General features: G+C 66.0%; 18 protein-coding genes and 1 pseudogene. 11 read left to right on the top strand and 8 right to left on the bottom strand.

Annotation, left to right across the window (positions count from 1 at the left end):
- Positions 1–41 precede the first annotated feature (41 nt).
- On the bottom strand, positions 42–197 hold the full coding sequence (locus SNOUR_RS45825) for a hypothetical protein (RefSeq protein ID WP_159425727.1): 156 nt from the start codon (positions 195–197) through the stop codon (positions 42–44).
- 238 nt (positions 198–435) lie between these two features.
- Here SNOUR_RS45825 and SNOUR_RS00510 point away from each other — a divergent pair, with 238 nt between their 5' ends.
- From SNOUR_RS00510 to SNOUR_RS00490, 5 genes are all read left to right on the top strand, one after another.
- On the top strand, positions 436–1,887 hold the full coding sequence (locus tag SNOUR_RS00510; RefSeq protein WP_067342956.1) for an NsdA family TPR-like regulatory protein: 1,452 nt from the start codon (positions 436–438) through the stop codon (positions 1,885–1,887).
- A gap of 361 nt (positions 1,888–2,248) precedes the next feature.
- A complete protein-coding gene (locus tag SNOUR_RS47665; RefSeq protein ID WP_067342954.1) occupies positions 2,249–2,905 on the top strand; it encodes a hypothetical protein in 657 nt (218 codons plus the stop codon).
- Positions 2,905–5,139, top strand: a complete 2,235-nt coding sequence (locus tag SNOUR_RS00500) for a hypothetical protein (RefSeq protein ID WP_312631462.1) — start codon at positions 2,905–2,907, stop codon at positions 5,137–5,139. Before SNOUR_RS47665 ends, SNOUR_RS00500 begins: the two co-directional genes overlap by 1 nt.
- Positions 5,136–5,825, top strand: a complete 690-nt coding sequence (locus SNOUR_RS00495; protein WP_067342952.1) for a hypothetical protein — start codon at positions 5,136–5,138, stop codon at positions 5,823–5,825. Before SNOUR_RS00500 ends, SNOUR_RS00495 begins: the two co-directional genes overlap by 4 nt.
- A gap of 9 nt (positions 5,826–5,834) precedes the next feature.
- Positions 5,835–8,117: a DEAD/DEAH box helicase gene (locus tag SNOUR_RS00490; protein WP_079141919.1), complete on the top strand. Its 2,283-nt coding sequence runs from the start codon at positions 5,835–5,837 to the stop codon at positions 8,115–8,117.
- Positions 8,118–8,324: 207 nt separating this feature from the next.
- Here the strand turns inward: SNOUR_RS00490 and SNOUR_RS49525 are convergent.
- Positions 8,325–9,403 (bottom strand): IS630 family transposase gene (locus SNOUR_RS49525; RefSeq protein WP_446677936.1). Its coding sequence is split into 2 segments (ribosomal slippage): positions 8,325–8,902 and positions 8,902–9,403, totalling 1,080 coding nucleotides; the frame shifts between segments, so codons are not numbered across the junction.
- A gap of 85 nt (positions 9,404–9,488) precedes the next feature.
- Between SNOUR_RS49525 and SNOUR_RS00475 the strand changes: the two genes are divergently transcribed.
- From SNOUR_RS00475 to SNOUR_RS49065, 3 genes are all read left to right on the top strand, one after another.
- A complete protein-coding gene (locus tag SNOUR_RS00475) occupies positions 9,489–10,130 on the top strand; it encodes a hypothetical protein (RefSeq protein WP_067342944.1) in 642 nt (213 codons plus the stop codon).
- Positions 10,131–10,635: 505 nt separating this feature from the next.
- A complete protein-coding gene (locus SNOUR_RS45820; RefSeq protein ID WP_159425726.1) occupies positions 10,636–11,199 on the top strand; it encodes a GNAT family N-acetyltransferase in 564 nt (187 codons plus the stop codon).
- Positions 11,200–11,278: 79 nt separating this feature from the next.
- Positions 11,279–11,500 (top strand): hypothetical protein, encoded by a 222-nt coding sequence (locus tag SNOUR_RS49065; protein WP_067342938.1) that lies wholly within the window; start codon positions 11,279–11,281, stop codon positions 11,498–11,500.
- A 130-nt stretch (positions 11,501–11,630) separates the two neighbouring features.
- On the opposite strand, the gene SNOUR_RS45815 is transcribed toward SNOUR_RS49065, so the two are convergent.
- From SNOUR_RS45815 to SNOUR_RS00445, 3 genes and pseudogenes are all read right to left on the bottom strand, one after another.
- Complete coding sequence (locus tag SNOUR_RS45815; RefSeq protein ID WP_159425725.1) at positions 11,631–11,786, bottom strand: hypothetical protein; 156 nt, start codon at positions 11,784–11,786, stop codon at positions 11,631–11,633.
- Between the two features lie 124 nt (positions 11,787–11,910).
- Positions 11,911–13,038, bottom strand: a pseudogene (locus tag SNOUR_RS00455) (PHP domain-containing protein); the annotation flags it as partial.
- A gap of 511 nt (positions 13,039–13,549) precedes the next feature.
- Positions 13,550–14,353, bottom strand: coding sequence for an MmyB family transcriptional regulator (locus SNOUR_RS00445; protein ID WP_159425724.1), 804 nt, complete (start codon positions 14,351–14,353; stop codon positions 13,550–13,552).
- Positions 14,354–14,505: 152 nt separating this feature from the next.
- On the opposite strand from SNOUR_RS00445, the gene SNOUR_RS00440 reads away from it, so the two are divergent.
- Positions 14,506–15,291 (top strand): helix-turn-helix domain-containing protein, encoded by a 786-nt coding sequence (locus SNOUR_RS00440; protein ID WP_067342931.1) that lies wholly within the window; start codon positions 14,506–14,508, stop codon positions 15,289–15,291.
- A 458-nt stretch (positions 15,292–15,749) separates the two neighbouring features.
- Here the strand turns inward: SNOUR_RS00440 and SNOUR_RS42010 are convergent.
- A protein-coding gene (locus tag SNOUR_RS42010) for an IS5 family transposase (RefSeq protein WP_162494992.1) occupies positions 15,750–16,567 on the bottom strand; the annotation gives its coding sequence in 2 pieces (ribosomal slippage) (positions 15,750–16,216 and positions 16,216–16,567; 819 coding nt in all).
- Between the two features lie 451 nt (positions 16,568–17,018).
- Here SNOUR_RS42010 and SNOUR_RS00425 point away from each other — a divergent pair.
- Both SNOUR_RS00425 and SNOUR_RS45810 read left to right on the top strand, forming a co-directional pair.
- Positions 17,019–17,579, top strand: a complete 561-nt coding sequence (locus tag SNOUR_RS00425; RefSeq protein ID WP_067342927.1) for a hypothetical protein — start codon at positions 17,019–17,021, stop codon at positions 17,577–17,579.
- 337 nt (positions 17,580–17,916) lie between these two features.
- Positions 17,917–19,350, top strand: coding sequence for a helix-turn-helix domain-containing protein (locus tag SNOUR_RS45810; RefSeq protein ID WP_159425723.1), 1,434 nt, complete (start codon positions 17,917–17,919; stop codon positions 19,348–19,350).
- 390 nt (positions 19,351–19,740) lie between these two features.
- Here SNOUR_RS45810 and SNOUR_RS00420 read toward each other — a convergent pair whose 3' ends face one another.
- Together SNOUR_RS00420 and SNOUR_RS00415 are read right to left on the bottom strand one after the other, a co-directional pair.
- Positions 19,741–20,670 (bottom strand): beta-ketoacyl-[acyl-carrier-protein] synthase family protein, encoded by a 930-nt coding sequence (locus SNOUR_RS00420; protein ID WP_159425722.1) that lies wholly within the window; start codon positions 20,668–20,670, stop codon positions 19,741–19,743.
- Positions 20,671–21,103: 433 nt separating this feature from the next.
- The gene (locus SNOUR_RS00415) at positions 21,104–21,937 is read right to left on the bottom strand and encodes a helix-turn-helix domain-containing protein (RefSeq protein WP_079141913.1); all 834 of its coding nucleotides are present in this window, start codon (positions 21,935–21,937) and stop codon (positions 21,104–21,106) included.
- Positions 21,938–22,710: the final 773 nt, after the last annotated feature.

The raw sequence follows: 22,710 nt of genomic DNA, 5'->3' as shown, positions 1-22,710 counted from the left end.
CCGGCCCCCAGGTTCAACCAGCAGCGGTCAGGTGCTGGTGATCACTCGAAGAACATGGCGCCGGAGTTGTCGCCGTCGTTGTTCGGCTGGCGCCCGAGGATCGCGGCCTCGCCCGACTGGGTCGTGGGAAGGTCGAAAGTCAGGGCCAGCGCCGGGGTCTCCTCGACAGTGGTGGGGACGTCAGTGGTCACGCTCATGGCTACCTCCGAGAAGGTTCGACGGGTGGTGCTCCACGGCGGCCTGTCCGCTGTGGCATGACCAGATCACCACAGGGGGAACGGGCCAGGAACTCGGCGGACACCGGCGTCGGGCGGCGCTTGCCTCGGCGCCGTATCGGCGTGTGCCTCGGCGAATTACGGCGAAAAACTCCAGACCGTTCCGCAGCTGAACGCCTCTGCCTACGCTGGGAGTCCAGCTCTTTGGAGGCGCCACCTCATGGGACGTCCCGCCCTCAACCGGCAGCCCAACGCGCTGCTGGCTCACTGGCTCGTCAGGTCTGGCTTGTCCAACGTCGGGCTCGCCCGTGCCGTTGCACAGCTCGCCCGCGCTCGCGGCCACCGGCAGGTAAGCCCGGACGAGAGCCGCGTACGCCGCTGGTTAGCTGGCGAGACGCCGCGCGAGCCCCTGCCCGAGCTGATCGCCAGCGTCCTCGCCGAGCGCGTTGGCCATCCTCTCACCGGCCCTGACCTTGGTTTTCCCAGCATCAGAGTGATCCGAGTTGACCGCCCGGACCTCCCCTGGAACGCGGCTGGAACGGTCGAGGCCATCGCACACCTGACCCGGAGCGAACTCATGCTGCCGCACACCCGCAACGGCGAGGACGCCGCGCGCATTCACCACGGCGAAGACCTGCTCACCCCCCTCGCCCTCTGGACCTCCGCGAAGGGCACCGTCACAGGCCAGCCCTACACCGAAACCTCCGGTCGCCATATCGGCATGACGGAGGTCGAGGGCCTCCAAGAGCTCACCCGCATGTTCCGCGACTCCGACAACCGCCTCGGCGGGATGCTGTCCCGAAAAGCGGTCGTCGCCCAGATGGCCGACGCCACCGCCATGCTGGACGCATGCGCCTACACCGAAAGCGTCGGACGCCACCTCTTCGCGGCCGTCGCAGACCTCGGATCGGTTGCTGGTTGGATGGCGTTCGACTCCGGCCTTCACACCAGCGCCCAACAACTGTTCATCACGGCCTTGCATGCCGCCTCCGAGGGCCGGGATTCGGCCCTCGGAGCGCACATCCTCCAGTGCATGGCCCGCCAGATGTCGCACCTAGGCCACATCGAGGACGCCGTGGACCTGGTCCACCTCGCCCAGTACGGCGCCCGACGCCAGGCGAGCCCATCCACCATCTCCATGCTCGCCGCGCTGGAAGCGCGCTTCCACGCCCTGCTCGGCTTCAGCGATGAGAGCGAACGCGCCGCCGGCCGTGCCGAGGAGGCATTCACCCGGATCAACCCAGCAGAGGAACCGCCACACATGGCGTTCTTCGATCGTGCCGAGCTGTGTGCCACCCTCGGTGTTGCCCACCAGATCGCCGCCAAGAGCGACACCACCGCGCGCCGGGCCCAGCGCGCGGAGAAGTCCGTGAGGCTCTTGACCGAAGCCCTTGACCTTCGACCGGACAATCGCGTGCGAAGCATGGCCTTCGACCGGCTGGGGCTGGCGCGCACTCACCTCGTAGTGGGCGAGCTGGCGGGAGCGCGAGAAGAGACCGCCGCAGCCGTAGAGCTTTTCGGTGCTGTCACCTCCACGCGAGTCGCCGATAGGCTGATCGAACTCCATGACGAGGCAGAGCCCTTCGTCGCAACCCATGAGGCGGCCGACCTCCGAGAGCAGATTCAGCACGCGGTCTCATCACCCTCGAAACCCCAGCCTCACCGGGCGTAGCCCCGGCGCCCACCGCCGGGGCCGTAACGATTCCACACAGCTTCAGGTCGCCTTCGACGATGGCGACGAGGCGCATGCCGCCCCTCCCTCTCCTGTCGGGAATTGGCGGCGCCGTCTCAGGCGTGATTCCGCGCGGTCGGTAGCGGGCCGGCGCACCGCACGCGCTGTGATCGGCGACTCCGCCACAGTTACCCGAGGGCGCCGAACCTGGTCACAGATGGTGGGCGTCGGCTTGGACGAGCGGTGGGATGGACGAGACGCCAATGCCTTTTAAGTATGCTTAAAAGGCATTGGCGTCAACCATCTGCGACGTGTATCCTGGATGCGTTTTAAGCATACTTAAAAGGCGTAGGAGGGTTGGATGACTGTCACCACGAGGCAGGTGGGGCAGGCTCTGGGCTTCTCGATTCCCACCGTCAATAAGCTCCTCGCGACGGGGCTGGTGCCGGGTGTGCGGAAGGGGTGGTTCGAGGGGGGAGGGTACGGCCAGGTGATCCCGGATGACGCCCTTCAGGCGCTGCAGCGGCTGCCCGACGCAGACCTCTCAGGGGTTCCAGCGGGCGAGGTGGCCGTCTTGAGGGCTGACGCGGCAACTCCCGTTGAGGAAGACAACAGGAGATGGGTCGGCTTCGGCGTGACGTTGACAGAAGAGGAACTCCTGGCCGCCTTGCAGGGCTGGTGGCGCTGCAATCCTCAACGCGTGGCGGACGCCAAGATTCTGGTGGTCACCGTGGCTACCTACACCGTTGCGGTGCTCACGGGGCTGGAGGATTCCGTCTCGCAGGGCGCTGCCCGCAGCGCGCGCCACTGGTTCCCACATGCGCGTCTGTCCGGCTACCTCACCGACCTGACCGCACCGGTCAACGCCGTGAAGTCGACTCCCGACCACGCCGATGAACAGCGCCTGGCCAGCCTGCTTCTGGGGAAACGCCTGTTCTCTGAGTCCGGTGGCCCGATCGCCTATGTCAAAACCCGACCTGCCACAAGCGTTGCTGACATCGAGGGAGAGTTGTCCTGATGAGCATGGACGGCCCGACCTATACCGCGAAGCTGAAGGAACTGCGCGAGCTGAGGAAGCAGATCGCAGCGAAGGAGAAGGAGGAGGCTGCTGCACAAAAGAGAGTCGATGCCGCTGCGGTGGCGCGTGATGAACTGGCTAGGCAACGCAACCGTATTGTCTGCGACATAGAGGGCTACGGAAAGGCGAACGGGGAGACGGTAGCCAAGGCAGCTGGCATAAGGCCCGCAGAATTGGCGCAGATCGCGCCGCGGCTGGACACCACCCCCACCGATGTGCGGGAAGCACGGGATGGGGTGGAAGCTCCCCAGCCAACGGCTGTCCGCGAGGTGGCCGAGCAGCCTACGGTCAGTGAATCAACATCCGCACTGTCCAAGGCCCCTTCTGCACAGGCCCCTGCTGCTGAGCCAAGTGATGCTTCAGCCGAGCTCTCTTCACATGCCTCCCACGAGGCCATCGACGTCGCCGAGCGGAACGCCCCTGACCCCACCACCGTCGTGTCCGCCCCGGCGCAGCCGTCGAAGCAAGAGGCAGCAGCAAGGGTTCTGCCCTCGATTCCCGAAGGCCCGGAAGGGGCGCGGTTCTTGGAGCTGGCGCCGGGGCTGAAGTCCACCCGGCGCCGGTTCAAGCAAAAGACCCGTGAAATGGTCTTTCTGAACACGAACACGGGTGACCTGGTTGCACGGGTCAACCGGGCCGACAAGCACGTCCGGCTCGACCTGGGGGACCGGTCGCCCGGAGCGATCCTCGACGCGGTCCTGTCTGTTGCGCCCGACACCCAGCGCATCTACGTCACCGCAGGAAATCCCTGGCACCGTGACGAGCACCGCTACAACACCCTTACCGATGCCGTCCTTGCGTGGCTGAGCATCCCCTCGCCTCGCTGGTCCACCGACACCGGGCAGGGGCGTGACCGACTGGCCGGGCATTTCCTGCGCGCCCGCACCCCTGTAGGGCGGTTCATGCGGGCGGACTCGAACGACCACGTCGAGATCCGTTCCCTTCGAGAGTGGCTGGATCAGGAAGAGGACGACCCGGCGCTGGGCCGAGACGCCCTTCGGGCGTTGTGGCGCGCCCTTTCTGAACACTGGCCCGATGAAGTCGTCTTGATGGGATCGCCCGGTCAGACCGGACGTGACCTGTGGACCCGCACCGTTCCCACGACCGGACAATGGGCCGGTGGGTACCCCGTCATGTCGCCGGAACTGCGCGGCCTGATTCATGCCACGGCAGGACAAGGGCGAGTCGAGCTGTTCGCCCCGCCCGGGCTCACCCAGGCCCCTGAACTCGTCGAATACGACCGCACCTTCGCCTATGCCCGCCACACCTGGAAATCGCCGGTCGGGGAACCTCGACGCATGACCGGTGCAGCGTTCGGGGCTCTGTCGGACAGCGACAAGAAGAAGGCGTTGTTTGCCTGCTCCCACTGGCATGTGCGAGCCACCGTCCCCAGAGGGTGGGACCACATCGGGCTGCTCCCAGCCCCTGCGCCAGGGGACCGGGATTGGCACTACCCGGCTGGCGCTGGCGCCGTGTTCGAGACGTGGGCCAGCGGCCCCGAGGTCTATGGCGCGGTGACCAACCACCTCCAGCCGTGGAAGATCGAAATCCTCGACGGCCTTGTGTGGCAGGAAGGCAAGCCGCTCGACGACTGGTCGAAGAAACTACAGGCGGCTTGGGCCGGACTGAAGAGCCGCGCGGACCTTCACGGTGACCCGCGCGAACGCGCTGTCGCCTACCTCGCCTCCCGCGCTGTCCGAGCCATCCTGCTACAAGGCATCGGCAGCTTCGCCTCACGCCCCGGCATGGTCACCGGCACCGCCAGGGTCGGAGAGCACCTGCCCGACGGAGTGGAGATCATCGGCGAACACCGCGGCGTGATCACCTGGCAGCGCCGAACGGAAGCTACCGACGAGCGAAACTCCCACCCTGAGTGGCCGATGTACGTATGGGGCGGAGCACGATACGCCCTGCTCGACACGAACATGAAGGGCGACAAGGTCCATGTCGGGGCCCTGTACGTGCCCCGGGATGCTCTGGTGGCGGCACGTACCGACGCGCTCACCCTCACCATGGACCCACGCTGGCCCTACCACGGAAAGCCCGGCGAATACCGAAAGAAGGGGCACCTCATCGGTCCCGTCCCGTGGCCCACCACGGAAGCCGAGCTCCTCAAACTTCAAGGTGAAGGCCGCGCAGCCCTGCGCACCGCCCAAGCAGGAGGCGCAACATGAGCCCCCGTCAGAACGAGGCCGCACGCCTGACCCAGCAACTGATCGACGCGGGACTGACCCGGAAACAGGTGGCCGACCTCCTCGACCGCGACGCCTCCCTCGTCAGCCAGTTCTTCACCAAAGGCAAAGGGGCCGCGTTCATTCCCGCCCTGCAGCACGTCGTACGGGCAGTAGGCGCGGGGGAGAGGGACCGTGACGCCTTGCGTCGCGTTGCCCAGGAGCATGTGACGCGGCGTCTGACCAGCACGGGCGCGAGGGCCCGGGTGCGGGGCAAGGACATCGTCGGGACGGTAGGGAGATCAGCGGCGGGCCGGGCGGGCCAGCAGGCCATCGCCCACGGAGCGGCCCACCTGGCCAAGGTGGTACACGCAGCAGGACGGGCCGGCGGCCGTCTCGCCTTCACCATCCGCATGGAAGGCGACCAGTACGTATACCATCCCGGCAGTGAGGATGACTCCCCGGGCCTCAAGCGCGGCGTGGTGCCTCGCACGGACGGCACCCAGGAACGCAGCTACGGCTCGGCGAAAACTGGTGGATTCGACGCCGCGGAATGGTCCCGGCGCGTCGCCGATCATTATGGGGATGTGACCGCGGCGGTGCAGGCGTGGTTGGTCGAGACGGGCCGTGCGGTCCCGCAGGCGCGCCTGCAGTTCCTTGAAGTGCGCACCTGGTTGCCCCGCAGATAGCCCTCAGCCGTGTGCTCGATAGCCCGTGGAGACCAGATCGTGGAGCCCGTGACTGAACCCGCCGCCATCCCCACACCCCGCGATGCCACTCGGCCCGCAGCGCCTGAATCTCCCGTCGTCCAGGCCCCTCGGCCTGGAGTCATCCCCTTGCGCCCGCACCAAAAGGACGGCGTGAGCAACCTGTGGCGAGCCCTGAAGGACGGCGGCCGGGCCATTGTGGAGGCGGCCTGCGGCTCCGGTAAGACGCTCATGGCGGCGGCCGCCGCCCGCCGCATGGCGGCCAAGGGTCGCGTCCTGGTCCTGGTCCCCACGATCGAGCTGCTCGACCAGACCGCCACGGCCTGGTCGATCCTGGGACGCCGTCGCGGCCGCGCCATCGGTGCGTGCTCACACGACGAGGCCCTCGAACTGGCCGAGGCCGGCGCTCACAGCGACGTCACGGTCACCACCGACGCCGGCACCCTCGCCCACCTCGTCACCAGCGCCACCGGCCCTGTCACTATCTACGCCACCTACGCCAGCCTGCAACGCATCGTCACTGCCCATGCCGACCACCAACTCCCCACCTGGGACCTGATCGTCATCGACGAGGCCCACCGCACCGCGGGGGCGGCCGACAAACCCTGGGCAGCAGTCCACCAAGATGACAAGGTCCCAGCCCAGCGTCGCGCCAACTTCACCGCGACCCCCCGGATCGTGGACCTCGCCCCGGGGGAGACCGTTGACTCCACGACGGTCTACTCAATGGACAATGATGATGTTTTCGGTAAAACGGTCTATCGGCTTACCGCTGCGCAGGGCATCGCACTGGGCCTCATCGCCGACTACGAGGTCCTCGTCCCCGTAGTGACCGACGAGGATCTGCGCGAGCTACTGATCATGCCCGCCATCGCCGATCTCCGCTCCCAGCGGACCAACGCCGAGCTCCAAGAACTCGCCCTGGGCGTCGGGCTCTTGCGCGCAATGACAGATGAGGACCTCTACCGGATCCTCACGTACCACTCACGCGTCGACGCCGCCCGTTCCTTCGCCGCAGCACTGCCCCGCATCGCCAAACTGCTGCCCGCACAGCAGCGCCCCAAGCTGTGGACCCGCGCAGTTGCCGGCACCGACCGGCTCAAGACCCGCCGCGAGATTTTCGCCGACTTCGGCACCCACACCCCCGGCAGCGACGAGCGCGCCGTCCTGAGCAACTCGCGTCTGCTGTCGGAAGGCGTTGACCTGCCCGGCGTCGACGCCGTGGTGTTCGCCGACCCCAAGAGCAGCGTCATCGACATTGTCCAGGCCATCGGCCGCGCCTTGCGTCAAAAGCCGGGCCAGGGCAAGAAGGCCCGGATCATCATCCCCGTCTACCTGCCGGCCATCGGCGACGACGAGCAGACGCCCACCGATGCGGCCGCCGTCAACGACGCGGCCACCAACGACGAACACCGAGCCACACTCGCCGCGTCCGCGTTCAAGACTGTCTGGCAGGTCCTGCAGGCGCTGGCCGCTCACGACGGCCGCATGATCGGGCGCATCACCGAACTGCGCAGCCACCGAGCCACCCCGCTCGCCCGATCCGACGAATCCAGCGCAACCACCGCCGAGGACGGCGCTGAGGCCGAAGCGCCGTTCGCATGGTTGAAGATCAATGCCAGTGACCACAAAGACGCCATCCTGCGAGCCCTCCGCCTGCGCAGCTTCTCCCCACGTACAGAAGACTGGGAACGCAACTACACCCGCGCGAAAGCCTTCTTTGAGGAACAAGGCCACCTCGATGTCCGCGACGGCCCTCTCGTCAGCTGGCTCAACCAGCAGCGGTACCTCTACGCCAAGGGCCTGCTGCCCCCGGACCGGATCAACAAACTCAACGCCATCGGCATGATCTGGGACCGCCACGAGCACGCCTGGGATCGCGGCTTCGCCCACGCACTGGTCTGGTACCACAAGCACGGCAACCTGGCCATCCCCACCAGCGACGTCCACGATGGCTTCAGCCGTGGACGCTGGATGCAACGCCAGCGCCACAACATCGACGACCTCACCAATGACCAGCGCGCTCGTCTCGATGCCCTGGACCCACGGTGGGCCCTGGACCCACTATGGGTCCGCGGATACCGGCGCTGGAGGGCCTATCTGGCTGCAGGCGGAACCCTCACCGGTTCCAGCAAGCGGCCAGGTCCTGACTCCGACCCTGCCTTCTTGCCAGGACGTTGGCAGCGCCGGCAGATTGCCGCAGCCAAGGCCGGAAAGCTCAATACACAGCAGATCGATCTGCTCGACGCTTCCGGCGATTGGCGCACTATCTGAGGCCATCCGTGATGCCAGGGCTCGACCGGCAGGTTCATGTTCTGGCTTCGGGACGCCCGCCGCGGTACCGCGGCGGGCCCTGTCCGCTGCGCAACCCGGCCGCGGCAGACGACGACAGGACCAGGAGTAAACGGAGTTCCTTCAAAGCCCACCCGTATCCACGGCCGGAAGCGCTACGTTGAGTATCGACTTACTGACTTCGGCTCGTCAAGGTGGTGCTGGGTCGTCGAGGGTCAGGCCGGTGCCGGCTATGAAGCCGTCGAGGGTGTCGGGCCGGTACTGAAGGCGTTTGAGCCGGTTGCGTACGAGGGCTTCGAGTCGGTCGAGGGCGACGACGGCGAGGTTGGCCAGGCTGCGTTTGACGTGTGCCCATACCCACTCGACCGGGTTGAGGTCGGGTGAGTAGGCGGGCAGTAGGAACACCGTCAGCCACTCACGCTGGGCGATCAGCTCGCCCATGGCGCGGGAGACGTGGGTGTTGAGGCGGTCCCACACCAGCACGATGGGCGCCTTGAGGAGCTGGTGGGCGCCGTCGAGCAGCGCGATGAAGTCCCCCTCGCCTATGCTGCGACGCTTGCCTTTGCCCGCCTGGTGGGTGCGCAGGCGGTGGCATAGCCGGGTCCGGGAGCCGGGGCGCACGGCGATCAGCCCGGCCACGGACAGGCGTCCCGATCGGCGGCCGCTCACCGTCACCTGCGGGGTGCGGCCGCGCCGGCCCCAGGTGCGTCCCCTGGGCGGCCGGCGGGTGAAGCCTGCCTCGTCCTCGAAGCAGATGTAGCCCCCGCAGGCCGCCCTCGCTCTTTTACCTCGGCCCAGGTCGCCTCCTTCCACGCGGTGACGGCCTGCTCGTCGCGCTCGGCGACCCGCCGTGTGGGGACCTGCGGGCTGAAGCCGAGCCGGTGCATCAACCGAGTGGCCCCGGAGACGCTGTAGGACACGTGGAACTTCCTGCCGATCAGCGTGGCCACCCGCGCGGCGGTCCACACCTGGTCCTCCACCCAGCCGTGCGCGGCCGGACCCTGCTCCAGATACACGGCCAGTTTCTCCAGGCACCGCGGGGACAGACGGCACCGCGAACCGCTCGGACCCCGGGAAGCCAGAGCCTGCACACCACCGTTCCGCCACAGCTGGTGCCACTGGCAGGCCGACTTCGGGCTCACCCGCAGTTGCCGCGCGACCTCCGCTGGCTTGACCTTCTGCTCGAACAACTCGGCCGCCTGCATCCGCACGGTCTCCCGACGCTTGCGTCCCGCAGCCGTCAGCCCGCCTCCATCCGCGTATCTCACACAGCACGTGATACGGCCACCACACCAGACTCATCAGGGACTTCGCCGAAGTTCACCCTGACGAGCCGAAGTCAGTAATCACTACATGAAGGACGGCCTGCCGATGAGCACGCCTGCGCCGAGCCCCCTCCTGAACTACCGGCTGAACCATTCGCTGCAGCGCCTCCTGGACAACAGCGTCCCCAAGCAGGATGACCTGGAGACGCTCTCACTCGCCATCGGCAAGCACCAGGGCAGCAAGGCTGATGTCAGTGCCTGGCGGTTCATCCTCGCTGTGCCCTACGGCAGCGGCCCCGGCGACCTGCTGGCAGACGACCGGAACTACCGCGTGGCAATCAGCGGCGGATCCGAACCGTCCCAGGGGGGAGGCTGGAGGGTCGACGGCTTCCCGAACGCGACTATGACGCATTGCATCTTCCGCCTTGACGCTCGACAGAAGGCGACCTTCGACGGTTCGTGGAACCTGACATTCACCCTCGCGGACTTCTGGCGCAACCCTGCCGTTGGCAAGATGGAGATCCTCATCCAGGAAGACGCCTATGCCCCTGACGGTCAGCAGAAGCTCCCCCCGGTGCAGTTCGCGATGACACTCCAGCCGGCCTTCGGCCTCCCAGGAGGCTCATCAAAAGCGGATGAACGTCGCAGGGCCGACTCAGAGCGGTATGGCCACCTGGTCACCCAACGCGCTGGAGCACTGCCCGAAGCCCAAGGCCAACCTCACCGATAGCCGCTGTCCCGGTACCGCTCAGGACCGGATCTCCTCCGCGTCGCGGTCGCGCTGTCCTCAGCGGTCGTCGGCCGTGGCCGTACCCGGAAGCGGGGTTGGGCGGCATACCACGCGACCCGCATAACTGGCAGCACACCTTCGAGGAAACCAACGATCGCATTGCCGGGCTCGGGCGGGAGTGTTTCTCCGCGACCGCCCAGGTCCTGCGCCATGCATCCCGGCGGCCAACTCGATAGTGGCTGAGAGGAGTTCGGCGCGGAGAGGACGACGACGGCGCGCCGGTCGAGAAGGGGCCGCCGACACCTTCCGGTTCAACCGGCGAGCCACCTCGCCGGGCAGGGCCTCCTCGTCCAGGACGTCCAGGGTCTCCTTGGCCAGCGCGCCGGCCTTCGCCTTCGCCTTGTGCGCGGGACGATAGCAGTGTCGCCTGGCTGCTGGCGGCCATGGTCGATGAGCGCGATGCCTATAGTCGGTATCCATCGCACATCGAAAACTGGAGCCTCACGTGAAAATTCGACTGGCACGTCCTGGCGACGGCGTAGCCGTAGCTCGTCTCGCCGCCCTCGCAGTTCCCGACCCTGATGCCGATCGCCAGGGCGACGGTGACCTCGCCAAAGGGGTTGATCAACGCGGCGGACGCCACCGCGTCCCCTATGGGCAGGCGCGTATCCTCGTCGCTGTCGACCAGCAGCACACGGTGCTCGGGATGTGCAACATCCACCCGGCTATCAGCCTCGCGCAGCAGCACCCTCACCTCGGGGCACATGTGCAGCAACGCCTCGCCGACCGGATCGGCGAACTCGACGTCCTGGCCGTCGACACCACAGCACAAGGGCGCGGCATTGGATGCAACCTGCTGCGCACTGCTGAAGCGATGCTCGCGACGCGCGGCACCACGCAACTGATCGCGCAGGTTCGCTCTACCAGCGCCCTGCAATGGTTCAGCCGCCGAGGCTTCACCTTCCCGAGTCCCAATAAGGTCTTCGCCTTCAAATTCGAGGGCCACTTTATTGGGATAGACGCGCTGAGCGTGACCGGCTATCGGCAGGGCTACAAGCCTCTGCATTGATCAACACAGCAGACCTCATGGGTGCGGATCCTCTGGAGGGACGTTTCTTACCGGTCACGCTGCCCGCACCGCCGACCAGATGATCGTCGCAGCCGAACGGGCCGCGCTACTGCCCACCCGGCGCGAAGCGGTCGATGCCTATCACCGCTCCCTCACCGGCCACCTCGGCCGGCTCCGCTCAGACACCGCACTCACCGAGGGGTGGCCATTCGCTACGGGAGTCGTCGAGCATGCCTTCCGCCACCTGATCGCCGACCGCCTGGACCCCACCGGCACCAGTTGGGGCCTCAGCGAGCGCTGAAGCCGTCCTCCGACTCCGCACGCTGACCGTCACCGGCGACGGCGACTCTCCTGGCGGTGCCATACTGCCCGCGAGTATCAACGTCTCGACCCCGCTTTCCACCAGACAGGACTACGGCCTCACCGCACAATCACGAACTCGCTGTGGTGGCTGCAATCGCCCGGCACGCGTCACACCACCGCTCACGCGGTTTGTCCATTTCGAGCGGCACATCGCGTTGTGGAGACGGCAGCGCGATGCCGTCCAGATCACTGCACACGATGGCGTGGAAGTCGCAGTCGCCCATGCACTCATCGTCCCCGGCAGGCAGATGCCAGATCAACAAGTCCCGCACCCCACCAGGCCCAGGCACACACTCCGACACAGCTAGCATGATTCTCTCCAGGGTAGAACAGAGCTTCCATGCATCAGATATCCGCGACGACGAGGAAGTACGAGCTGAAGCCCATCGGGCCGATGACCGACATCTCGGTCTCGAACCGCTGCAGGACGTGCGCGGGGATCGGGTCTCCGTAGCGTGCTGTCAGCCCTTTGAAGACCACCTTGCGCAGCCAGGACTCCTGTGTCTCACCCTCTGGGACATTTGGGTACTGCGGCATCTCGTCGACGTAGTCGAAGACGTCGCCGTACGGCTCGACCCGCTCGGCGATCAACAGCGTGTTGTCACACGCCTGCGGCAGCTCGGCGAAGAGGGCGCGCATCTGCGCGGGCGACTTGAGGTAGTAGCCGGAGCCGTTGAAGCGGAAGCGGCCCGGGGCGTCCTTGTTCTTGCCGACGCCGATGCACAGCAGGTTGTCGTGGGCGTCGGCCTGGTCCTCGGTGACGTAGTGCGCGTCGTTGGTGGCCAGCAGCGGGATGTCCAACTCCCGGGCCAGGCGCAGCAGTCCGTCGCGGACGTCCCGCTCGATGGCCAGGCCGTGGTCCATCAGTTCCAGGAAGTAGTTCTCCCGGCCGAAGATGTCCTGGTAGGCCGCGGCGGCGGACCTGGCCTCGGCGTACTGCTCCAGCCGCAGCCGGGTCTGGATCTCCCCGGAGGGGCAGCCGGTCGTGGCGATGATGCCCTCCGGCCGCTCGGCGATCAGCTCACGGTCCATCCGCGGCTTGCCCGCCGGGAACTGCCCTTGATAACTGGCCTGCGTGCCGAGCCAGAACAGGTTCCGCAGGCCCCGCGCGGTCCGCGCCCACATGGTCATGTGCGTGAAACGTCCGCCGCCGGAGACGTCCTTGGAGCCCTCGCCGTCGTCGCCCACGGCGCGGCGTCCGCCCGGGCCCCAGAACTCCCGTTTGCGGGCGAACCGGGAGGAGGGCGCCACGTACGCCTCGATCCCGATGATCGGCCTGATGCCGTCGAAGTCCTTCGCGACCTGTGCGAACTCATAGGCCCCGAACATGTTCCCGTGGTCGCTCATGGCGATCGCGGGCATCCCCTGTCGCGCCACTTCACCGAACATCGGCCGCAGCTTCTGGGCGCCGTCCAGCATCGAGTACTCGGTGTGGTTGTGCAGGTGGACGAAAGAAGCGTGGGCACGTGCAGACACCAGGAGAGACCTCCGGGGCGTGAAGGAGGGCTCACCATATCCCCGGAGTCACTCGGGGAAATCCGTTCCCGCGCGACCCGGCCGTGATCGACATGGAGGGGTGCCGCTGGCCTTGCGGTTTGGCATGAAGATTTTGCCAACACGCAGGATCTGGAGGTGTCGCCGATTCGCGTGAGTCGGAACTGAGTTCAACGGGGTTGGTGGCTGCTGGTGGGGGAGTACGGCCCGGGCCGGATGCCGGGAGGGGGATCGCGGCATCCGGCCCGGGCCGGATGGGCACCGTCGTGCCCGGGGGAGCGGAGCCCGGCCCCCACGACCGGCTCGGCTCGTACGACGCGCTGCTCGGGAAGCACGGCGTCGGGAACACTGGAGCCGATGGTGTGCTGTCATGGCAAGTGATGGCCTTCGCGGAGGCAAGCATCGCGTCGCCAGGCGAAATGCCATCGGTAGATGGCATCGTCAGGTGAAACACCCACCTGCGCGGTCGGCATTTGGCGTGGCCTTACCAGTGCTAACAGTCGACTGTATGGACGAGGGTGACCTCTTGAACTCCTGGCCGGACAAGGCGGATAAGGAGTTTGCGATTCAGGTCAGGGAACGTGTACCCGGGAGCCTTCTGATAGGCGGGGCCACTGATGGGATCGGCGCGGATGGTGGCGTGGAGCTGCTGGAGTTCTGGGCTCTCTTCCCAGTGGAGAGCCACTGCCTCAATGAGCTCGGCGAGCAGCATCTCGTGCCATGCTTCCCAATCTGGCCACCGTTCGCGGGTGACCTCTTCCAGGAGCACGAGCTCCATCAAGTTGGCCCGTGACAGGCGCCGCTTGCCCACCCGAAGGAGGTTGGCGAACGGCTCGTTGTACTCCAGGAGGGCGAAGTTCGTGTCGACCAGACAGGTCGGTCGACTGAGGTGCCCTCTTGCCCACTCGGAGGCGTCGATGGCGTTGGCGTCTGTCAGACAGGAAGGATGAGGTTCCGCCTGGAGGGAGCGCCGGTAGAGGGCGACCCGGGCCCGCCATGTCATCCTCAAGAGGTCCGCGACCTGCTGAAGTTCCGCCGTTGCGAAGGGCGGGCGTCCCGACATGCGCCGCGCGTACCATGCAGGCGATTTGCCCATTTTAGCCGCAAAGTGCTTCTCGTTGACACGCTTTCCGGACTTTCTCCCCGCAGTCTCGCTCTGGCGCTTGTTCTCTCTCCAGCCGAACTCTTTCGGATCCGCCAGCACCCGATGCGCCGTCAGAAGCTCTCTGAGCAGGTAAGACAGCTGTGGCTGGCCGGGCTCTCCGGCCGAGTCGTCGCGTTCGGTAACCGTAGGCATGGCAATTAATCTATCGTTTCCCGACCCCGTAATTAGGTGCGGGAAAATTCCTTGCCTGGTCAACGCATTCTCGGCACGTCAGAATCGGCAGCCCGGATGCGGAGCGTGTGGGGGCGCCCCATCCGCAGTCCGTGACGTGAGGGGGATTTCACGTGCTCAATGTTGTGCCCGACAAGCAGTCACCCAAGGGCAACATCGCTGTGCTGCGCACCGTTGCGGTACTGCGAGCCCTTCAGGGGCTCCAGAAACCCCACAGCCGCGAGGCATACCTCCGCGAGATCGCTGCTGCGACCGGCCTACCGAGCGCGACCGCCTACCGGTATCTCCAGGCGCTGCGCCAGGCAGGGGTCGTCTCACAGCCGAAGAACTATGCCTCCCGCGACGCCTCCCGCGGCCGCTACCGGCTGCAATGGCACATGGCGACAGAAGAACCACCGCGCGGCAGTCCCTCGCAAGGCACACGCGGCCTGCTGGTTCAACTGGCCACCCAGACAGGTCAGATCGCGATGCTCTACGCGCCTTACTCCTTCGCCGAGCAACCGATGCGTGAGTGCACCGCCCAGGTGTGGGGACCGCACGAGCCAGTCAGGCAAGAAGACGTGGAGTTCGCGCCACTTGGAGCCGACGCCGCGGGTATGGCAATCGCCGCGGCCATGGGCATCACCTCGCCTCGCAAAGAGCAGGCCGCAGAACTGAGGCGGATCCGCCAGGTCGGCTTCGCCGTCGGCCCCGCCCTTCTCGAAGGCGGTCACCACGACATCATCGCTGCTCCCATCTGGCGCGGCTCCTCCGTAGCAGGCGCCGTCGCCCTGATGCCCCTGCGCGTCCAGATGCGCTCCCAGAAACGACGGACGGACCTGATCAGCGCCGTCCTGGACATCGGCAGCACCATGAGCAATCACCTCACGCGCCAGCCCCTGCTGCGCTCGGCTGCCTGAGAACCCACTGCCCCACGCCAGCACGGAGCTCCACCTATGCCCGTTCCCGAAGTCCAACAGCCCGCCCTCATCACAGGAGGTATAACCACCATCAATCTGGCCACGACCGACCCACCCCTGACGCACGGTCAGCACATCGTCGTTGTTCTCGACAGTAGGACCAGCCGGCGAAGTGACGTTTCTCCGACGCCCGACACCAAAGTCCCAACGGGCCGGCTCGGTAGTTGCTGGCAAAGACAGGCCGCGAGTAGCGGTAGCACGCCCTCGCCTACGCACATCGTTGACGTGGCCACGACATGGTTCGATGTTGGTGCATGCCCCGCCAGATCAGGGAGGCGTCCCATGCCACCTGACGAGTAGCAACAGGACGCGTGGAAAGCCGACACCGAGTGCCCCGCCCTCACAGCACAGTCCCCCCGGAGCGTTGGCTAACCAGCAGCCCGCACGACTTAGAGGTCCTAACAAAGGCGTCGGACATGTCTGTAGGTGATGAGACATGTGGCGAGCCCGAGGAAGGCTTCATGGATGTCGTCCCGTCGCTCCCACCGGATGCGCAGGCGACGGAAGCCGTGCAGCCAGGCGATCGTTCGTTCGACGACATACCGGAAGATGCCCAGGCCGGAGCCGTGTGGCTCGCCTCGTCTCGCGATCACGGGACGGATTCCGCGCTGCCACAGCAGGCGCCGGTACTTGTCGTGGTCGTAGCCGCGGTCGGCGAACAGCGCGTCGGGCCGGTGCCGGGGCCGGCCGACAACCCCGGCGACGGCGGGGATCTTGTCGAGCAGGGGCAGGAGCTGGGTGACGTCGTTGCGGTTGCCGCCAGTCAGCGACACCGCGAGCGGGATGCCCTGGGCATCGGTGACGACGTGGTGCTTACTGCCCGGCCGTGCGCGATCGACCGGGCTGGGACCGCTTTTGGGCCCCTGCGGGCCGCCCGCACATGGGAGGAGTCGATCACCGCCCGCGACCAGTCCAGCTTCTTCGCCGACCGCAGCTTCTTCAACAGCAGCACATGCAGCTGATCCCACACCCCGGCCTCGTTCCACGCGGCCAGCCGCCGCCAGCAGGTCATACCCGAACCGAAGCCCAGCTCCTGCGGCAGGAACTCCCACTGGATGCCGGTGTGCAGCACGAAAAGGATCCCGCACAACGCCTGCCGGTCCGGCACCCTCGGCCGCCCCTCGACCAGCTTCGGCCCCGGCTTGGGCAGCAACGGCTCGATCAGGGCCCACAGTTCATCCGACACGATCCACGGCCGCGACTGACGTTTCCCCACGACCAGACCAACGACCGGATAGACCAACAGTCACATGATCAACCACTTCTGTTAGGACCTCTTACGCCACCGCTGCTACCAACTCCCCGCGCCGGCCGCAGAACGGACCTCGCGCGAGCCCGACAGACCGGCGCTTCGACCGCAACCGCCGCGCAGGGGTTGCTTAACACCCACCGAGGAGGCGCAGATGCGTTCTACCGTGACACCCCTCAGTCCCCTCGACCACGATGCAGGTCCAGCAGACCTCTTCACAGTGCTCGCCACGATGGTGGACCTGGGAAGAGGACCACATCCGCTGCAGCGGATAGTGGAGGAGTCCGGAGTACCCAGAAGGGCCGCCCGCGCGGCCCTCGACCAACTGGCCGAGGCCCGCCTTTGCAAGCCCACCGCTGGCATGCCAGGTCACTTCGAAGCATGTGTGCAGCCAGTGGAACCCAGTTCCAGGCGGCGCATGCAGGCCCTGCCCGGCGTGCACTCGGACTACCGCGACGACCTCCGCACGCTCCAACAACGCACCGGACACGTCGCTGTGCTCCACGGCTACCTGGCGCTGCCCGCGCTGAGGATCTGCACGGACCTCTGCATCGGAGACAGAAGCGACTTCGAGCAGCAGATCAAGGCAGATCCTGCCGCCGCAGAGAACCTGAGCAGGGCGCCCCTCACTGTCGACGCGGCAGGCAAGGTCATCGGCGCCCACCTGGAGTCCTCTCCACAGAGCATCGAACTGCAACGCATCCGCTCCCACGGTTACGCCCTCACCCCGGCACCGCTCGCAGGCTGGCACCTCCTGTCCGTCCCCGTGTACGTCCCCCACGGCGACCGGCCCACCATTCTCTCAAGCGGCCATGCGGTAGCCGGAGCGGTCAGCCTGCTCGTCTCGGGCCCGATCGACCCCCACGGCGGGGTTCCCGCGCCCTGGCTCGACGAGCTGTGGCACGCCGCGGAGCAGCTCGCCCACTCGACAGCCGGCCTCCGTCCGTCGCACCGCGCACACGTCTTGCACACGGTCTAGGAATGAGCACCGGCCGGCGGCACCGGGCATCGACCCTCCATAAATACCCTGAACGGGCCGAGCAGACGCACATGGCCGTGCAGATGGCTCAGCCCCCCGCACTTCGCACACGGGAGGCGGCCATGAGTTAGCCAACGGCGGCAGCCGAGCGACCAACTCGCCTGCCCCCGCATGCCGTTCGGGTACCAACCGAGCAGCTGCGGCCACGCGCTACCCCGCAGATCGGGTTGCCCCCCGGTCTGCAGGCCCGGACACCAGCCCGGGACAACAGGTTCCATTCGAACCAACCCCCGCCAAAGCGGGGTGTCGCACGCCCTCATCCCAGGACGCACGCCCTATGATGCAGCATGTCTGTCTGCGTTGCCAGAGCCATCTGACAGCAACGCACACCCAGACCAGCACTACACGTATCGAGGCCCTGGTCACCGAGCCCGCCGAGCAAGAGATAGAGAGCACGTGCTCTCGGCGCCTACGCCGCGAAGCGGACTTCCTGCAGGCCGTCGACTGGGCACTGAGCGGTGGCCTCCATCCGCAAGCCACCGACACCACACGCCGCATAGCCCGCGACATGGCATCACGCATGCACAAGAGCAAGCACGGCCATGTCGCGTACGGGCTGGCCGGCATGCAGCAGCGCCTCGGGTTGACCCGCAGCACCATCACCAAACACGTCCGCATCCTCCGAGAACTGGGCCTGCTGGCCTGGGTTGAGCACGGATCCAGCACCAACGTCCTGCGCACACGCCTAGGCAACCGGTTCACCACCGGCACCGGATACCGCGGCACTGCCACGATCTACGCCCCATGCGCCCCACCTGCCTTCGACCGCGACCGTGGCCAACTCCGCGGCGGCCGGCACGGCTACCACGCACGCATCCAAGCCGTTACCAAGACCGGCCATCACCAGGCGGCGGCAGCCGCACGCCGCCAGCGCGGGACCTCACGGACCCCTTCTTGCGACGTACCCCCCGTAGTACCTGCACCTACAGATAGCGGGGGGAAAAACTACAGCGAGCCGTGCCGTCGCGCTTCCAGACCTCACCAGCGAGCAGCTGGCGCAACAAGCGTCACTCCTCATGAAGCTGCGGCCGGCATCACCTACGCACAGCAGGTGCGCTGCTTGGTGGGGTGGACACAAGGCGGCTGCCTGCGCCAGCTCGCCTATGCCCTCCGCCCATTGATCACCGCGGGGCTCACATCCCAGGAAGCCGCTCGTGAACTCTCCCGTTGGCAACCCCATGGCCGTCCCACCAACGTGGTGGGGTACATCCGAGCCGAACTCCACCGCCGTGGCGTCAGAGGCGTACTCCACCTGCCTGATGCCTACCTCCAGCCCCTTCACGACACCCAGGCCGACGAAGAGGGGCAGCGTCACGCCCAAATGGTCCGCGACCGTTGGGCACGCTGCGCCCCGGCCTACTTCCGCTACCTCCAGACCCTGGCTGGACCCTTGAGGGCAACCCTGAAGCGGATCCGCGCCGAACTCCGGCAGCCGTCCAAACCAACGACCACCTGGAAGCCACTGCTGCGTGAGCGCGAGAAGGACTTCTTCGCCACGCTGCCACCCTCCGGCACCCCCGCGGACATCTACGCCGCCAGAGCCCGCGGACAGCAGCCCATCCACCAGCCAGAAGAACCCACGGCAGCCGCGCTCACTGAATGGGAGCGCCGCGCCGACGAGGCAGCAGCAAAGGCAGCGTTTCAGCGCCTTCGAGCTGAACTTGCCGCAAATGCAGAAGCATCGAGCCGGCGACACCAATCCGATGGTTGACGACCTCGCACAAGGTGCTGTCCGGGGTTACCGAACAACCCCGCGGACGCCGGAGTCCTACGACCGCGGCACGCCCGCGGAGCGGCGTCAAGGGACTGAGAGCAATCGGGGCGTTGGCGTTCGGCGGCACCGTAGCCCTCACGGAGGCTCCCTCCCGCCCTTGGCTCAGGCGCTGTCCTGCTGGTCGGACGAACCAGCCGGCACCATTAGCCAGGACCTCGGGGGATGTCCTGGCTAATGGTGCACAGTCAACCTTGGGACGCGACCTGGAGACTCGGAGCATTCGCACAGTCGTGCCAGTCGGAATGCTCCGGACGGTTGCATCCTCGACCGGCGTCCTCGGCCCTACTCACCCAGCGCGGTCGCCACCCGCTGGCGAACGACGTGCCATCAGTTCCATGTCCCCAGGCACCACGGCATGATCACACCAGGTCCCAGCGTCATCAGCGCACCCTGCTGGCCGGGCTTCGGAGGGTTGTCGTACATCGACCATGTCGCGTCGAGCACGCCCACACCACCTTTATTGCCCGTCAGCAGGCTCTCCCGGGAGGGCCGCGTCACGCCCTTGGGGTCTGGATCCAGCTCCAGGCCCATCGCCATGTAGTCGAGGATCTTGTTGCTCCCGGGGTGCAGAAGGGTCCACTCCGGGGTGCCACGGCCATACTTGTGAAGTTGCTTGCGCAGTTCCGGCATGACCTCCCGCGCCACCAGGAGGGCTTTCTTGTCCGAGGCGAAGCGGTACCCCTCGCTGCCAAGCCGCATGAAATAGCGGTCCTCGCTGTTCTCCAGCCGGTATTGCCCGGCATGCTCGATGATGAGCCCCGGACGTTGGGCGGAGGTCATGATACAGGCGCCGGCAGAGTCGGCGAACAGGCCGCCGTAGACCTTCTCCATGGGGTCCTTGGTCGGCTCCTTGCGGATGTTCGTGGTGAGCCTCTCGGTGACAAGCACCATCACTGTCTCGTGAGGGAAGCCTTGGAGTCGGTCGAAGGCGTAGGCCAGGCCGAGCCCGCCGCCGGCACATGCCGCAGTGCTCACGTTCATGAGCGTCACATCCGGTCGCAGCCCTAAGGCCCTACACAGGGCAACCCCGATGCCAGGAAGGCGGTGTGACATGGTGTGGCTGACGTAGACGGTATCGACCTCGTGCGGCTCCAGACCCTCAGCCTCCAGGGCCTGCTGCCCTGCTTTGACGCCCATCATGAACGCGTCCTCATAGGCCGCATCGTTGCGTTCCTCGACCTGCGCGGTGCCAGCGATGGTCGGATCGTGCAGTTCTCGGGCGAAGGAGAGCGATTCAACGCCGAGGTTCTGCAACATGATCGAAACCGTCCGAGCGGTCTCCGTCAACCGCCCGTCAGAGGCAAGAGGGTAGTGGGATACGAGCTCCTTACATATCTCGGCGAAGGGCACAGTGACCTTCCCGCGGACGATCTGCGGGCGTCCAACATGAGCTGTGACCATGCGATGTCCTCCTGTGAGCATGTTCGGCACCATGCACAGAGCATGGTTGCGAGCGCAGCGTACGGACCCAACTGCGCCGTGACTACCAGGGAATTGGGAATTGATCAAAGTTCGCATACGGGAAGCTGACCGGTGGGGGGGAGGGTCAGGCCCGTCTCGGGCCGACCAAGGACGCCCGTAACAGTTCGACGGACGGCACCTGTGGCCGGCCCGCGATGACTCCACGCGGCATCGCGCATCGGACATCGCCGTGTCGTGGGGCAGCGGCACGGGCGACCCACACGCCGGCTCAGGTGATTTCCTCCAGCACCTCTCCCGCCGATGTCAGCAAGACCTGGTGTGATGGGCGGGTCTTCGTGAACTTCAAACGCATGATGGTCGCCGTCGAGCCGACCACCTCGACAGGGAAGAGCCGCACGAAACCCGCTCCCTGCTTGGAGTGAAAGAAAGGCCGGAATGCGCCATCAGAATGGATTTGCGTGCCAGCGTAGCTCGAATAGGCGTGCACTGCCCGCGGGTCGGCCCTCATCTCCTTGAGCAGTCCATTCAATTCGAGGTTTCTTCCTCCCGACATGGAAATCACTCGCTCCAGGCGGGTCACGAAGTAGGGGGCCCACTGCGATTCCCAATTCATGAGAACGGGATTCTTCACCTCAGGACCACCTCGCGCTCGATCGTCGAGCATCATCCAGCGAAGCATGTTTGTCGGAGGTTCGCCTTCGAAGTTCTCTGCCCACAGCGGGTTACAGGCCAGGACATTGTAGGCTCCATCGGCAAGGTAAGCCATGCACTCCGTGTCCTGGAGTACCAAGTCCCTGTAGTGACTGTCCACGCGCATTCCTGCAAGGGGGTCTACATTACCGGGAGGGGCGTGACCGCGTGCCAGCCACCATATTTCGTGGAGCTCTTCCCCGTCATCGATTCCATAAATGTCGATTAATTCGACCAAGAACGCAATTGAGGGTCGATCCTTACCTTTCTCTACCCGCTGCAAGTATGAATCATGGCAATTTTTTAAATAGGCGGCTTTGGATTGAGTTAGACCTGCCCTCTTCCGTGCAGCTTTCAGTAATTCGTTGAGCCTTTCGGCGCGGTTTGGTGAGCCCCAGTCGTAATATCTCATGCGCCTTCATTGTCTTTCGTGAGCGAGAGTCGCGGTCATTGCTGGGCGGGCGGCGTCATTGGTATGGATGCCGCACACAAAGAAAGTCGCGAAGAATTCGTCCCGGCATTCGACCGTTCTTTAGCCGCATTGCGCTGATTGACTGGCCATACCGAGGCCCGCCAGGGGAAGCCCCGGAGCCTGGCACCCGCAGGCGCCTCGCCTTCCCAGGGCCAGCTCGATTCGCTTGCCGGCATGCCGGGGCCACTGCTCGGCGAGAACGGTCATCCGCATCCTCCGCAGACGCTGACGTAGTCGGGGCGCCGAAGCGACGAGCCTCGAACGCATGTCCCCCAAGTTTTCCCAGGAAAGAGGGCATAAACTACCGACCGGTCAAAAAATCTCGCGGCACCCGTGAGTATGTGGATCAATCACGCCTGTGCGCAGACCTGCGGTGGCCCGCGGCCGGCGAGCCGGGACTGGTGAGCCGAGCCACGCTCGGGTGTCAGCAGTGCTGGAGGAATCCCAAACCAACGACGGCGCGGCCGCGGGGTCCTGCACTCCCAAGAGGCCGGGCCAGCACCTCGGGTGAGGGCTGAAAGTTCCCTTTAGTCTTGTTCTCTATAAATAATGGCAAATAAAACGAGTGCCCGGAATTGATTCGAAAAGCCCGTGAAGGCGCCATGGCGATCTGCTGAAACGGCATGTCGATGCGCGCACCATCTATGTCGGCGTACTACCCTCCTCGCCTGCGTTATCGCTGCTCAGGGACGGATCACGTCAATTCGGCGCGG

This window comes from Streptomyces noursei ATCC 11455, assembly GCF_001704275.1.
GTDB lineage: Bacteria > Actinomycetota > Actinomycetes > Streptomycetales > Streptomycetaceae > Streptomyces > Streptomyces noursei.
Note: the sequence above shows the minus strand (reverse complement) of the source record. Positions and strands in the feature narration are given on the sequence as shown.